The sequence below is a fragment of the Noviherbaspirillum sp. genome (assembly GCF_035627455.1).
Taxonomy (GTDB): Bacteria; Pseudomonadota; Gammaproteobacteria; order Burkholderiales; family Burkholderiaceae_D; genus Noviherbaspirillum.
Genome location: NZ_DASPLS010000092.1, coordinates 1 through 12,952 on the forward strand (window position 1 = coordinate 1; position 12,952 = coordinate 12,952).

13 protein-coding genes are annotated in these 12,952 nt (G+C 62.6%); 7 read left to right on the plus strand and 6 right to left on the minus strand.

What is annotated here, in order from left to right; translation table 11 throughout:
* On the minus strand, window positions 1-1,057 hold a 1,057-nt coding region (locus tag VEC01_RS17555; protein WP_324902204.1), incomplete at its 3' end, for a TRAP transporter substrate-binding protein.
* Window positions 1,058-1,530: 473 nt separating this feature from the next.
* Here VEC01_RS17555 and VEC01_RS17560 point away from each other — a divergent pair.
* Window positions 1,531-2,865, plus strand: coding sequence for a dicarboxylate/amino acid:cation symporter (locus VEC01_RS17560; protein WP_324902205.1), 1,335 nt, complete (start codon window positions 1,531-1,533; stop codon window positions 2,863-2,865).
* A gap of 131 nt (window positions 2,866-2,996) precedes the next feature.
* Here the strand turns inward: VEC01_RS17560 and pmbA are convergent, their stop codons facing one another.
* Complete coding sequence (pmbA, locus tag VEC01_RS17565; RefSeq protein WP_324902206.1) at window positions 2,997-4,361, minus strand: metalloprotease PmbA; 1,365 nt, start codon at window positions 4,359-4,361, stop codon at window positions 2,997-2,999.
* Between the two features lie 70 nt (window positions 4,362-4,431).
* On the opposite strand from pmbA, the gene yjgA reads away from it, so the two are divergent.
* The 3 genes from yjgA to VEC01_RS17580 are packed head-to-tail and all read left to right on the plus strand — an operon-like array spanning window position 4,432 to window position 6,300.
* A complete protein-coding gene (yjgA, locus tag VEC01_RS17570; RefSeq protein ID WP_324902207.1) occupies window positions 4,432-5,025 on the plus strand; it encodes a ribosome biogenesis factor YjgA in 594 nt (197 codons plus the stop codon).
* A complete protein-coding gene (mog, locus tag VEC01_RS17575) occupies window positions 5,003-5,620 on the plus strand; it encodes a molybdopterin adenylyltransferase (protein ID WP_324902208.1) in 618 nt (205 codons plus the stop codon). The genes yjgA and mog overlap by 23 nt, the downstream gene beginning before the upstream one ends.
* 8 nt (window positions 5,621-5,628) lie before the next feature.
* The gene (locus VEC01_RS17580; RefSeq protein WP_324902209.1) at window positions 5,629-6,300 is read left to right on the plus strand and encodes an alpha/beta hydrolase; all 672 of its coding nucleotides are present in this window, start codon (window positions 5,629-5,631) and stop codon (window positions 6,298-6,300) included.
* A gap of 158 nt (window positions 6,301-6,458) precedes the next feature.
* On the opposite strand, the gene purU is transcribed toward VEC01_RS17580, so the two are convergent.
* Both purU and VEC01_RS17590 read right to left on the minus strand, forming a co-directional pair.
* On the minus strand, window positions 6,459-7,328 hold the full coding sequence (gene purU / locus VEC01_RS17585; RefSeq protein WP_324902210.1) for a formyltetrahydrofolate deformylase: 870 nt from the start codon (window positions 7,326-7,328) through the stop codon (window positions 6,459-6,461).
* Window positions 7,329-7,537: 209 nt separating this feature from the next.
* Window positions 7,538-8,062: a polymer-forming cytoskeletal protein gene (locus VEC01_RS17590; protein ID WP_324902211.1), complete on the minus strand. Its 525-nt coding sequence runs from the start codon at window positions 8,060-8,062 to the stop codon at window positions 7,538-7,540.
* 297 nt (window positions 8,063-8,359) lie between these two features.
* Here VEC01_RS17590 and VEC01_RS17595 point away from each other — a divergent pair, with 297 nt between their 5' ends.
* From VEC01_RS17595 to VEC01_RS17605, 3 genes are all read left to right on the plus strand, one after another.
* Window positions 8,360-9,394 carry an NADP-dependent oxidoreductase gene (locus VEC01_RS17595; protein WP_324902212.1) on the plus strand — a complete coding sequence of 345 codons (1,035 nt, stop codon included), beginning with the start codon at window positions 8,360-8,362 and terminating at the stop codon, window positions 9,392-9,394.
* Window positions 9,395-9,545: 151 nt separating this feature from the next.
* The gene (locus tag VEC01_RS17600; RefSeq protein ID WP_324902213.1) at window positions 9,546-10,646 is read left to right on the plus strand and encodes a YjgN family protein; all 1,101 of its coding nucleotides are present in this window, start codon (window positions 9,546-9,548) and stop codon (window positions 10,644-10,646) included.
* Window positions 10,647-10,653: 7 nt separating this feature from the next.
* Window positions 10,654-11,643 carry a M48 family metallopeptidase gene (locus VEC01_RS17605; protein WP_324902214.1) on the plus strand — a complete coding sequence of 330 codons (990 nt, stop codon included), beginning with the start codon at window positions 10,654-10,656 and terminating at the stop codon, window positions 11,641-11,643.
* Between the two features lie 33 nt (window positions 11,644-11,676).
* Here the strand turns inward: VEC01_RS17605 and VEC01_RS17610 are convergent, their stop codons facing one another.
* Together VEC01_RS17610 and VEC01_RS17615 are read right to left on the minus strand one after the other, a co-directional pair.
* On the minus strand, window positions 11,677-12,057 hold the full coding sequence (locus VEC01_RS17610) for a hypothetical protein (protein WP_324902215.1): 381 nt from the start codon (window positions 12,055-12,057) through the stop codon (window positions 11,677-11,679).
* Window positions 12,058-12,294: 237 nt separating this feature from the next.
* On the minus strand, window positions 12,295-12,870 hold the full coding sequence (locus VEC01_RS17615; RefSeq protein ID WP_324902216.1) for an elongation factor P: 576 nt from the start codon (window positions 12,868-12,870) through the stop codon (window positions 12,295-12,297).
* Between the last annotated feature and the right edge of the window lie 82 nt (window positions 12,871-12,952).

The window sequence follows — 12,952 nt, forward strand, 5'->3', positions numbered from 1 at the left end:
TCTGCAACGGCAGCTCGGCCACCGAGAACCACTGGTTCTGGTCCTGGCGGAAGCGCTTCCACGGGTCGTAGATCTTCCTGAACTTCGGATTTTTCGACGCTTCCTCGTCCATCACCTCGTTCGCCGCCTTCGAGCAGGCATCCATGATCTCGCGCGAGAACTGACGCAGCTTGACGCCGTTCTTCAGCAGGCGCGCCAGCGCTGGCGGATTCTTCGCGTCATACTCGGCCTGCATCACCACATGCGCCTCGTAGGACGCCGCCTCGATCGCATACTGGTACTCCTTGGGCAGCTTCTCCCATTCCTTGATGCCGACGTAGAACGACACCTGCAGGCCGGCTTCCCACCAACCCGGGGTGTAATAGAAGGGGGCGACCTTGAAGAAGCCGAGCTTTTCGTCGTCATACGGGCCGATCCATTCCGCCGCGTCGATGGTGCCTTTTTCCAGCGCCGGATAGATGTCGCCGCCGGCGATCTGCTGCGGCACCAGACCCAGGCGCTGCATCACGCGGCCGGCGAAGCCGCCGATGCGCATCTTCAGGCCGTTCAGGTCCTGCACCGTCTTGACTTCCTTGCGGAACCAGCCGCCCATCTGGGTACCGGTATTGCCGCCCATGAAATTGATGATGCCGTAATCGCGATAGAACTCTCGCGTCAGGTCACGCCCACCCCCCTGGTCCCACCATGCGGTCTGCTGGCGGGAGTTGAGGCCGAACGGCACGACGCCGTCGAAAGCGAAGGTCGGGTCCTTGCCGAAGTAGTAATAGGACGCGGTGTGGCCCATCTCGACCGTGCCGTTCTGCACCGCATCCATGACTTGCAGCGCCGGAACGATTTCGCCGCCGGCGAAGACCCGGATATTGAATCTGCCGCCGGTGAGCTGGGACACGCGCTTGCTTAACACTTCGGCCGCGCCATAGATCGTATCGAGCGATTTCGGAAAGCTGGACGCGAGGCGCCAGTTAATCGTGGGCAGTGACTGCGCAAGTGCCGGGGCCGCCACCGCGCCGGCCGCTGTTCCGGCCGCCGCATTTCTTAAAAACGAACGACGTTTCATTCGGTCTCCTGTGATTGGATGAAGAATTATGGAAAGTGCATCCTGATTCTAGGAGGACGGCGTTGCGCGAGGCAACGCCGGAAAAACGACTCTGGTAGGACCGCTTAAGTAGTACTACTTAGGACAAGCTGGCCGCAGCACCTGTCGGGATTCCACTGACGCATGAGGCATTCGAGACATGTTGTCAGAGATTCGTTCCGGCATTCTGTCGCGGCAGCACGATTTCCTGCAGGTTTCGCTAGACGCCTTTCGCGGAATAAGCAATACCGGAGATCAACAAAACCGAAACTCCGCGCCACTCCCGACTCTGTGGATGTCCACAATTGTTGCCCCAGACGCGTCCACCCACAATGCCGCACTCGGCGTTCCTGCGCCTTTACGTATTTGCCCGCCGCGCGTCGTTTCCGCGCGCGGCTCGCGGGCCCGGTTCCGGTCCCCGGCGCGGCAACAGCTCATCATCAGGGAGAAGCAACATGGAAAAGAAACCGATCTACAAATCGCTCTACGTGCAGGTGCTCACGGCCATCGTGATCGGCATCCTGCTCGGGCATTTCTATCCGTCGCTCGGCGCGGACATGAAGCCGCTGGGCGATGCGTTCATCAAGCTCATCAAGATGATCATTGCACCGATCATCTTCTGCACCGTGGTCATCGGCATCGCCGGCATGGAAGACATGAAACAGGTCGGCAAGACCGGCGGCATGGCCCTGATCTACTTCGAGGTCGTCAGCACCATCGCCCTCGTGATCGGCCTGATCATCGTGAACGTCGTGCAACCCGGCGTCGGCATGCACGTCGACCCCAGCACGCTCGACACCAAGAGCATCGCGGCCTACACCGCGCCGGGCAAAATGCAGTCGACCACCGACTTCCTGCTCAACGTCATCCCGAGCAGCGCGATCGACGCATTCGCCAAGGGCGATATCCTGCAGGTCCTGCTGTTCTCCGTGCTGTTCGGCTTCGCGCTGCACAAGTTCGGCGGCCGCGGCACGCTAGTGTTCGATTTCATTGAAAAGTCCTCGCATGTACTGTTCGGCATCGTCGGCATCATCATGAAGGTCGCCCCGATCGGCGCATTCGGTGCGATGTCCTTCACCATCGGCAAGTACGGCGTCGCTTCGCTGCTGTCGCTGGGCAAGCTGATGGCCACCTTCTACCTGACCTGCCTGGTGTTCATCTTCGTCGTGCTCGGCCTGATCGCCCTGATCCACGGCTTCTCGATCTGGAAGTTCATCAAGTACATCAAGGAAGAACTGTTCATCGTGCTCGGCACTTCCTCCTCGGAATCGGTGCTGCCGCGCATGATGGCAAAGATGGAAAACCTCGGCGTGAAAAAGTCCGTCGTCGGCCTGGTGATCCCGACCGGCTACTCGTTCAACCTCGACGGCACCTCGATCTACCTGACGATGGCGGCGGTATTCATCGCCCAGGCGACTGACACCCCGATGTCCCTGACGCAGCAGCTGACCCTGCTCGCCGTGCTGCTCCTGACCTCGAAGGGAGCGGCCGGCATCACCGGCAGCGGCTTCATTGTGCTCGCGGCAACGCTGTCCGCAGTCGGCGGCGTACCGGTTGCCGGCCTGGCACTGATCCTCGGCATCGACCGCTTCATGTCGGAAGCCCGCGCGCTGACCAACCTGATCGGCAACGGCGTTGCCACCGTGGTGGTCGGCAAGTGGACCGGCGACCTGGACGTGGCGCAGATGCACCAGCACCTGAACAACGAAACGGAAGAAGAGGCCAGCAATCCGGAAGAAGTGCTGGACCATACCGACGCCCACATGCCGGCATCGACGAAGACTGCGTAACGAACCGGCGTATGCCCCCAATGAAAACAGCCCCTCACGGGGCTGTTTTTTGTTCCGCAGGCGGCAAATACGCAGCAATCACCGGTATCGCCGTTCGCACATCTCACGATGTGAGCCGCGCCACCGGAATCTCAGCTGCCGGCGACCGTCATGCTTTCGATCAGGATCGAGCCGGTTTCCTTGGTGCCACGCATCAGCGTGTCCGCGCCGACGGCGACGATCTGCTGGAACATGTCCTTCATGTTGCCGGCGATGGTGATCTCTTCCACCGGGTACTGGATCACGCCCTTCTCCACCCAGTATCCCGACGCGCCGCGGGAATAATCGCCGGTCACGTAGTTCACGCCCTGCCCCATCAGTTCCGTCACCAGCAAGCCGGTGTCAAGCTTCTTCAGCATCGCCTTGAAGCTGTCTTCCGGCTGCGTCAGCGTCGACACCAGCGACAGGTTGTGCGAGCCGCCGGCGTTGCCGGTGGTCTTCATGCCCAGCTTGCGCGCGGAATAGGTGGACAGGAAGTAGCCCTGCACCGTGCCGTCGCCGACCACCTCGCGGCGTGCGGTCTTCACGCCTTCCTCGTCGAAGGGGGCCGATCCGACGGCGCCTACGATGTGCGGGTCCTCGACGATCCGGATGTGCGGCGCAAACACCTGCTTGCCGAGCGAATCGAGCAGGAAGGTGGATTTCCGGTAGAGCGCGCCGCCGGATACCGCCTGCACGAAGGCGCCGAGCAGCCCGGCGGCCAGCGGCGCTTCGAACAGCACCGGGCACTTGCGGGTGTCGAGCTTGCGCGCATTCAGGCGCGCGAGCGCACGCTCGGCGGCATAGCGGCCGATGTCTTCCGGTTTCGCCAGCTTGTCCGGATCGCGGGTGGACGAATACCAGTCGTCGCGCTGCATGCCCGCGCCCTTGCCGGCGATCGGTGCGACCGACACCGTATGGCGGGAATACGGATAGCCGCCGATGAAGCCGCGCGAATTGGCGGACACGAAATGCGACTGCTGCGCGTACACGCTGGCGCCTTCGCTGTTGGTCACGCGCTTGTCGACGGCGAATGCGGCGGCTTCGCAGCGCGTCGCGATCTCGACCGCTTCTTCCGTCGAAATCAGCCACGGATAGCACAGTTGCAGGTCAGGCGGCGCCATTTCGAGCGTGTCCTCGTCCGGCAGGCCGGCGCAATCGTCTTCCGCGGTAAAGCGGGCGATGTTGTACGCCGCCTCGACGGTATCCCTGAGCGACTGCTGCGAAAAATCCGAGGTGCTCGCATTGCCGCGCCGCACGTGACCCTGCTCGCCGAGATAGACGGTCACGCCGATGCCCTTGTCCTTGTTCTGCTCAATCGTCTCGATCTTGCCTTTGCGCACCGTTACCGCCAGGCCGTTGCCTTCGCTGATCTCGACGGACGCGTCGGATGCGCCCTTTTCTTTTGCGAAACGCAGCAGATCCTCAGCGATCTGCTTCAACTGGTCCTGGCTGTGGGTAAATACGGGGTTGCTCATGAGCTTGTTTTTTTGAAAGTGGCTAAAAGGGTTATCATAGCAGTCGTTTACAGAATGGCTTTGATTCATCATGGTTAATCCCAACCGGGGAAGCGGCGGCGTCGGCTTCCAGTCCAGCGAATTCGAACAGCAGTACGACCGCCCTTCCAAGTCCCAGCTCAAGCGCGAGATGACCGCGCTGCAGGAACTGGGCGAAGAACTCGTTTCCCAGCCCAAGGACCGCGTAATGCGGGTCCCGATGCCGGAAGACGTGCGCGATGCCATCCTCGAGTGCCAGAAGATCCGGGACCACGAGGGCCGGCGCCGCCAGCTGCAGTACGTGGGCAAGAAGATGCGCACGCTGGAAGAGGACGAAGTGGCTGCAATCCAGAGAGTGATCGACAGCTGGAAAGGCGCATCGAAGGCGGAAACCGCCGCGATGCATGCGCTGGAACGCCGCCGCGAAAAGCTTCTGGCCGACGACGGCGCGCTGACGGAACTGAAGGCGCAGCATCCGGAAGTCGACATCCAGCAGCTGCGGGCCCTGATCCGCAACGCCCGCCGCGAGCAGGCGGAAAGCAAGCCGCCCAAGGCTTACCGCGAGATTTTCCAGGTCCTCAAGCAATTGCAGGCCAAATCCGCCCCTCCCGCCGACGAACAACATGACGACGCCGAAGAAGAATAATCCCGACGAATTGCTGATCGGCCTGGTCTCGGTTTCCGACCGCGCCTCCGCTGGCGTGTATGAAGACCAGGGCATTCCGGCGCTGCGCGACTGGTTCGGCGCCGCGCTGACCAGTCCCTGGCGCATGGAGACCCGCCTGATCCCGGACGAGCGCGCATTGATTGAAAAGGCGCTGATCGAGCTGGTGGACGAGGCCGGCTGCGACCTGGTGCTGACCACCGGCGGCACCGGGCCGGCGCGGCGCGACGTGACACCGGAGGCGACCCTGGCCGTCGGCACCAGGGAAATGCCCGGCTTCGGCGAGCAGATGCGCCAGATCAGCCTGAAATTCGTGCCGACCGCGATCCTGTCGCGCCAGGTCGCGGTGATCCGCGAGACGGCGGACCACGCAGCCCTGATCATGAACCTTCCCGGCCAGCCGAACTCCATCAAGGAGACGCTGGAAGGCCTGAAGGACGCCGACGGCAGGCAGCTGGTGCCCGGCATCTTCGCCGCCGTGCCCTACTGCATCGACCTGATCGGCGGCCCGTATATCGAAACCAACGAGGCGGTGTGCAAGGCCTTCCGCCCGAAATCCGCAATCCGCCAGAAGTAAGACGCCCCATGACCCGCAATCCGCTGGACAGCATCGAAATCGAGACCGGCCCCAACCCGTCTGCAGCCGTGATATGGCTGCATGGCCTCGGCGCGGACGGCAACGATTTCGTGCCCATCGTGCGCGAACTCGACCTGTCCGGCTGCCCGACCATCCGTTTCGTGTTCCCGCATGCGCCGACGATGCCGGTTACCGTCAACGGCGGCTATGTGATGCGCGCCTGGTACGACATCCTCGGCACGGATCTCGCGCAGCGCGAAGATGAAGCCGGCCTGCGCAAGTCCCAGGCGCTGGTGGAAGACCTGATCGCGCGCGAAAAGGCGCGCGGCATCCCTTCGGATCGCATCGTCCTGGCCGGATTCTCGCAAGGCTGCGCGATGACGCTGCAGACCGGTCTGCGCCATCCGGAAAAACTGGCCGGCCTGCTCGGCCTGTCCGGCTACCTGCCGATGTACGGCACGGTGCAGGGGGAACGCCACGGCGCCAATCACGACACGCCGGTCTTCCTCGCGCATGGCCTCTCCGACCCGATCATCCCGGTCGATTACGCGCGCATGTCGCGCGACTTCCTGCAGGCGCTGGGTTACGAGGTCGAATGGCATGAATACCCGATGCCGCACTCGGTGTGCGCGGAAGAGATCGACGATATCGGGGCATGGCTGAAGCGCGTGCTCGGATAGGAAACGCGCTCGCACCCGCCCATGAAAAACGCCGCGTCGACCGCGGCGTTTTTTCTTACTTGAATTCCACGGTCTTGTGCCCGTTCAGACCGCGGGGCGGGTTTCGCTTCGCTCAGCCTCGGCTGCCCCACCCACCCTACCGTTCTTTATCGGCAGACTTACTTGAACACCACCGTCTTGTGCCCGTTCAGCAGAATGCGGTGCTCGACGAACCACTTCACCGCGCGCGCCAGCACCACGCACTCGACATCGCGCCCGATCGCCGTCAGCGTGTCCGGGTCCATTGCATGGTCGACGCGCTCGACGTCCTGCTCGATGATCGGGCCTTCGTCGAGGTCGCTGGTCACGAAATGGGCGGTCGCGCCGATCAGCTTCACGCCGCGGTCATGCGCCTGGTAATAGGGCTTGGCGCCCTTGAAGCTGGGCAGGAAGGAGTGGTGGATGTTGATCGCGCGGCCCTTGAGCGCGTTGCATAGTTGCGGCGACAGGATCTGCATGTAGCGCGCCAGCACCACCAGGTCGATGTCGTTGGCCTTGACGATTTCCAGGATGCGCTCTTCCTGCGCGCGCTTGGCCTCGGGCGGCGCGCCGGCGGCCAGCGGCAGGTGATGGAACGGGATGTTGTAGCTCGCCGACAGCTGGTAGAAATCGGTGTGGTTGGACACGATCGCGGGAATCTCGACCGGCAACAGCCCGCTCTTGTAGCGGAACAGCAGATCGTTCAGGCAGTGGCCGATCTTGGACACCATGAGCATCACGCGCGGCTTCTTGTGCGCGTCGTGCAGCTGCGCGTCCATCCCCAGCTCCCTGGCGACGATCTCGAAATTCGCGCGCAGCTGCGCGTCGCCGATTGCCGGATCCTCCGCCGCGAAATGCACCCGCATGAAGAACAGTTGCGACTGCGCGTCGCCGAACTGGGCGGAATCGATGATGTTGCAACCATGCTCGGCGAGGAAGCCCGAGACGCGATGGACGATGCCGCGGTGGTCGGGGCAGGACAGGGTGAGGATGTATTCCGGGTGGGTCATGATGGTCAGTTGCTGATGCTGCGGCAAAACCGGTATTGTCGCACGGCAGGCACGGCGCAAACAAAAAACCCGGACACGCAAAGCGATGTCCGGGTGACAGGAGCGCCGTGGAGCGCTCCACTGCCGCAAGCGGCAGCCCAGGGCTGTTGTGGGTGCGGGCGAAAGCCTTCCTGCCGTTGCCCGCTTGTCGCCTGGGCGCGAATACTGTCTTAGCCGACCTTCGCGACCGACAGGTTCTTGGTGTTGGTGCTTGCCGTGACCTGCTGGATTTCGCCGGCGATCTGGCCGCCTTCTTCCACCACCAGCTTGCCGTAGCGCAGCTTGCCCGAGACCTTGCCGGTCGAGTAGATCACCAGCTTCTGGCGCACGGTCAGCTCGCCGTCGTATTCGCCGTGGATCTCGGCGATGTCGACTTCGGCCGAACCCTTGAATGCGCCGCCGACAGCGATCTGGATCACGCGGGAATCGATGGTCGCTTCGACGCGGCCTTCAACGACCAGCGTGTCGCAGTCGGTGATTTCAACGCCCTTGAGCTTGATATTCGGTCCAACGATCAATTTGCTGCCGCCTTCGGTGCTGCTGGTCTGGAGGGTTTCCGTTCCGGTGGTGCCGGTCGTGGTCATCGGCTTGGAGATCCCCGAAGTGCCGGTCGGGACGATGCCGCTGGCGGTGTTCAGGGGCGAATTTGGCGTATTGGTTTCGCGCTTGCCAAAGAGCGTTTCGGAACGAAGCATGAGATCTCCAAAAAGTATGTGCGTAATTAATAACTGTGTACGAGGTCATGGAAACGCTCGAGCATTCCCATCGCGCCGTAGACGAGGCAACACTTCACAAGCGTTGTGCTGCAGGAACAAGGAGCACTCGCTCTCTCCTCCCCACCCATTGAGCCGCAGCAATGTTGCGGCTTCCCACTTGGTCTGTGTGCCACACGGAAAGTTCCGCCATGGATTTAAACTGTTACACTTTCCGAGAAAAGCACGGTCGTTCGTTTAGGTGTATATTGAACGCCTTCCACCAATTCAGGAGACGACATGAGCACTGCCAACCTAACCAACCGCCAGATCCGCCTCGCCGCCCGCCCGGTCGGCATGCCCAAGCGCAGCGACTGGAAATTCACCTCCGAACCGGTACGCGAGATCGCCGACGGCGAGATCCTGGTAAAGACGCTGTACCTGTCGCTCGACCCCGCGATGCGTGGCTGGATGAACGAGGGCAAGTCCTACATCCGCCCGGTGGCGATTGACGAGGTGATGCGCGCCGGCGGCATCGGCCGGGTGATCGCCTCGAAGTCGCCGAAATTCTCGGTCGGCGACCATGTCAGCGGCGTGGTTGGCGTGCAGGAGTACTGGGCAGGCCCGGCGGACGACAAGAGCGCCGCTTTCTACAAGGTCGATCCGAAGGCGGCGCCGTTGCCGAAATACCTGAACGCGCTCGGCATGCCCGGCATGACCGCCTATTTCGGCCTGCTCGAGGTCGGGCAGCCGAAAGCCGGCGAAACCGTGGTGGTGTCGGGCGCGGCGGGCGCGGTCGGCCAGACCGTCGGCCAGGTCGCCCGACACAAGGGCTGCCGCGTGGTCGGCATCGCCGGCGGCAAGGACAAGTGCGATTTCGTGGTCAACGAACTCGGCTTCGATGCGTGCATCGATTACAAGAACGATTCGGTGCGCGACGGCTTGAAGAAGCATTGCCCGAAAGGCGTGGATGTATATTTCGACAACGTCGGCGGAGAGATCCTGGACGACGTCCTCACCCGCATCAACCTGAAGGCGCGCATCGTCATCTGCGGCGCGATTTCGCAGTACAACAACACCGCGCCGGTGAAAGGACCGGCAAACTACCTGTCGCTGCTGGTCAACCGCGCGCGCATGGAAGGCATCGTGGTTTTCGACTACGCCGACCGCTATCACGTCGGCATGGCGGAAATGGCAACATGGATGAAGGAAGGCTCGTTCAAGACGCGCGAGGATATCGTCGAAGGCCTGGACAATTTTCCGGAGGCGCTCCTGATGCTGTTCGAAGGGAAGAACTTCGGCAAGCTGGTCCTGCAGGTGGCGAAGGAAGACTGACGGCTGGCGCGCCAGACGATAAACCAGGGAGAATGGCACGGAAGACCGTGCCATTTTTCATTTCCGCTGCCGCCGTGATTGACAATCGCGCGACAAGAAGTCACGCTTCGCCCTTGCACAAACAGCAATACCGAACCAGGAGACGCCCATCATGAACGCCGAAGCGCCGGAGACCACAAGCGAGCCCGCCTCCGCGGACATGCAGCGCGCCGGCCCGGGCCAGCCGGAAGCCTTCACCTTCACCGGCAGCGGCAGCGAATATTTCCGCATCTGGATCGTCAACCTGCTCCTGACGATCGTCACGCTCGGCATTTATTCGGCATGGGCGAAAGTGCGCCGCACCCGCTATTTCTACGCCAATACCCGGCTGGCCGGCAGCAGTTTCGACTACCACGGCAGTCCGCTCGCCATCCTGCGCGGCCGCATCGTCGCGCTGCTCCTGTTCGGCGCCTATAACATCGCCTTCCGGGTCTCCGACGCGGCCGGCTTCGCGATGCTGCTTGTCCTGGGCGCGCTCATTCCGTGGATGCTCTGGAAAAGCCTGCAATTCAAGCTGTACAACTCCAGCTACCGCGGTATCCGGTTCGGCTTCGGCGGCAGCGCGGGAAAGGCGTATTTCGTGTACCTCGTGCTGCCGGTCCTGTCCGCGCTGAGCCTGTTGCTGCTTGTCCCGTTCACGCATCAGCGCATCAAGAAGTTCCAGCACGACCACAGCCGCTACGGCGCCACCAGCTTTTCCTTCCACGCGGCGCCCGGCCGCTTCTACAAGGCCTACCTGGTCGCGTCTGCGGTCGGGCTGGGCGGCATGCTGGCCATCATGCTCGCCTTCGGCGGCGCACTCGCCGGCCTGGCGGAGGCCGGCGGCCTGAGAGGCGCCGGCCCGGCGGCGGTCGGCACGCTCATCCTGTTCCTGCTTGTCCTGTATGCCTGGATCTTCTCTTTCCTGCCGGTGTTCTTCACGCTACTCCAGAACCTCATCTGGAACAACACCCGGCTCGGCGAGCACCGTTTCGAAAGCCGCCTGCGCGCCGGCAGGATGATTTTCATCGCGCTCACCAACCTGATCGGGATCGTCGTCACCCTCGGCCTGTTCATACCATTCGCGCAGGTCCGTACCCTGAAGTACCGCATCGAGTCGATGTCGCTGATTCCGTCCGGCAGCCTCGATGCATTCCTGGCGGACGCGCAGCAGCAGGCTTCCGCAACCGGAGAAGGCGCGGCGGACCTGCTCGATGTCGACCTCTCGCTCTGATCGCGCCATGCACGAGACCATTCCGGCGTTCTATTTCGACGGCAAGTCGTCGCGGCGCTTTCCCGTCAGCCTCACAGTGCAGGACCGGGTTGCGGTCATCAGCGGCGAAGTGCAGCGCGCTTGCCCGCTGGCAGAGTTGCGTGTATCGGAACGGCTGCGGCACGCGCAGCGCACTGTCACCTTTCCGGACGGCGCCTACCTGGAAATCCTCGATCCGGTTGCGTTCGACCGGCTGCTTGCAACGACCGGACACGAGGATTCGTTCGTGGTACGGATGCAGCAGAGCTGGCGCGGCGCGCTGGCCGCATTCGCGCTGACCGCCGCGGTGCTCTTCCTCGGCTACCTCTATGCGCTGCCCGCTGCCGCCGGTTTCGCCGCGCGGGCGCTGCCGGAACAGGCGGAGCGCATGATCGGCGGCGAAACCCTCGCCTTCCTCGACCGCCGGCTGCTCGAGCCTTCCGCGATGCCACCGGCGCGCCGCGACGCCCTCGCCGCCCGCTTCAAGGCGATGGTCACGCCGCGCCCAGGCGCGCCCGGGTACGAGATCGTCTTCCGCAAGAGCAGGATCGGCCCCAACGCTTTCGCGCTGCCCTCCGGCCAGATCGTGCTGACCGATGAAATCGTGGACCTGCTGAACGATGACGATGCGGTCATGGCCGTCCTGGCGCATGAACTCGGCCACCTGCATGAACGCCACCTGATGCAGCGCATGATCCAGGGAACGATGATCGGCGCCGCTGCGACCGTCCTGTTCGGCGATGTCTCTTCGGTGGTTGCCAGCATACCGACCATCATGCTGGACCTGAAGTATTCGCGCGATGCCGAGCGCGAAGCGGATGACTACGCGGTGGCAATGCTGAAGGCGAACGGGATCGGCCCCGCGGCCCTGATACGGAGCTTCGAAGCTCTGGAAAAAGAAACCGGCGACCGCTCGCCGTATCTTTCCAGCCACCCGCCGGCGGCCGAGCGTATCGAGCGCATCCGGTCGGCCAGGTAAGCGCAATCGGCGCGGTCAGCGCCGGCGTCGTCCTCAGCGCATCGGGCGGCACTGGCGCAATTCGCATTGCGCCATGAAGGTGGTGCCGTTTTCGCATTTCATGCGGTACACCTCCAACGGCCCCTTCTCGGTGATCAACCCCGCGCCCTGCGTGCCGGTACATCCGAAACGCTTCGCCAGGCGCTCGACGGTGGCCGATGAGGTGCCGGAACGGAAGGCCACCGTATGAATCGGAATCGCTTCATCGCCGTCATTGAGCGTCAGCTGTGCCGGATTGCGGGCGGCCGGCGCCGCCGGCTGCGCGACTGCAGGCGCCGCCGCGGGTGCCTTATCGAAGAACGGCAGGCGCACCGATGAGCACCCGGCGAGGAAAACGAATGCCGTGGCGATCCCGAGGCTGCGAATAGGCTTCATGCGGTGCTCTCCCTCTGCGCCGGCGAACGGATGGCCGTGCCGGCGGTTTTCTCTGATTGGCGAATTCTGGCGGCCGCGTCCTTCGTGCGGCCTTCCGCAGTTTATACCGGCTGCCCGCGCCATTGCAAAGCCGTGCGCGTGGCGCTCATGGTGGCGGGTCCGCGCCGGTCAGGCCGGCAACGGGCGAAAAAAAACGCTGCCGGTCTGCAGGCAGCGTTTTTTCCAGGTTCGCGCGGCTTAGTTGCGCACGACGCGCTTGTATTCGTTGGTACGGGTGTCGATTTCAATGACGTCGTCCTGGTTCACGAACAGCGGCACCTGGACGTTGTAGCATTTGGCTTCGATCACGTTTTCGATCTTCGCATCTTTGAGCACGTTGCCGGAAGTGTTGCCCTTGACGGCCGGCTCGGTGTACACCACCTTGCGCGCGATCGTGATCGGCAGTTCAACCGAGATCGCCTTGCCATCGTAGAAGACGGCTTCGCATTCCATGCCGTCCTTCAGGTAATGCAGCGCATCGCCCAGGTTTTCTTCTTCGATTTCGTACTGGTTGTATTCCTCGTCCATGAACACATACAGCGGGTCGGCGAAATACGAGAAGGTGACCGGCTTCTTGTCGAGGATGACGACGTCGAACTTGTCGTCGCCGCGGAACACGTTTTCCATCGGCGCGTTGGTCAGAAGATTCTTCATCTTCCACTTGTAGGTGAAGCCCGTGCGGCTGGAACCGTTGACGTCGGAGCGCAGTACGATGAAAGGCTTGCCGTCAACCATGATGATGTTGCCAACACGAATTTCTTTTGCAGGTTTCATAGGAAAATTTTTTAAAAATAAGTTTCGTAAAAATCATCGGTCGCCTCTTGGCCGACGGCGCCGTAAGCCTACGTTTGATTGA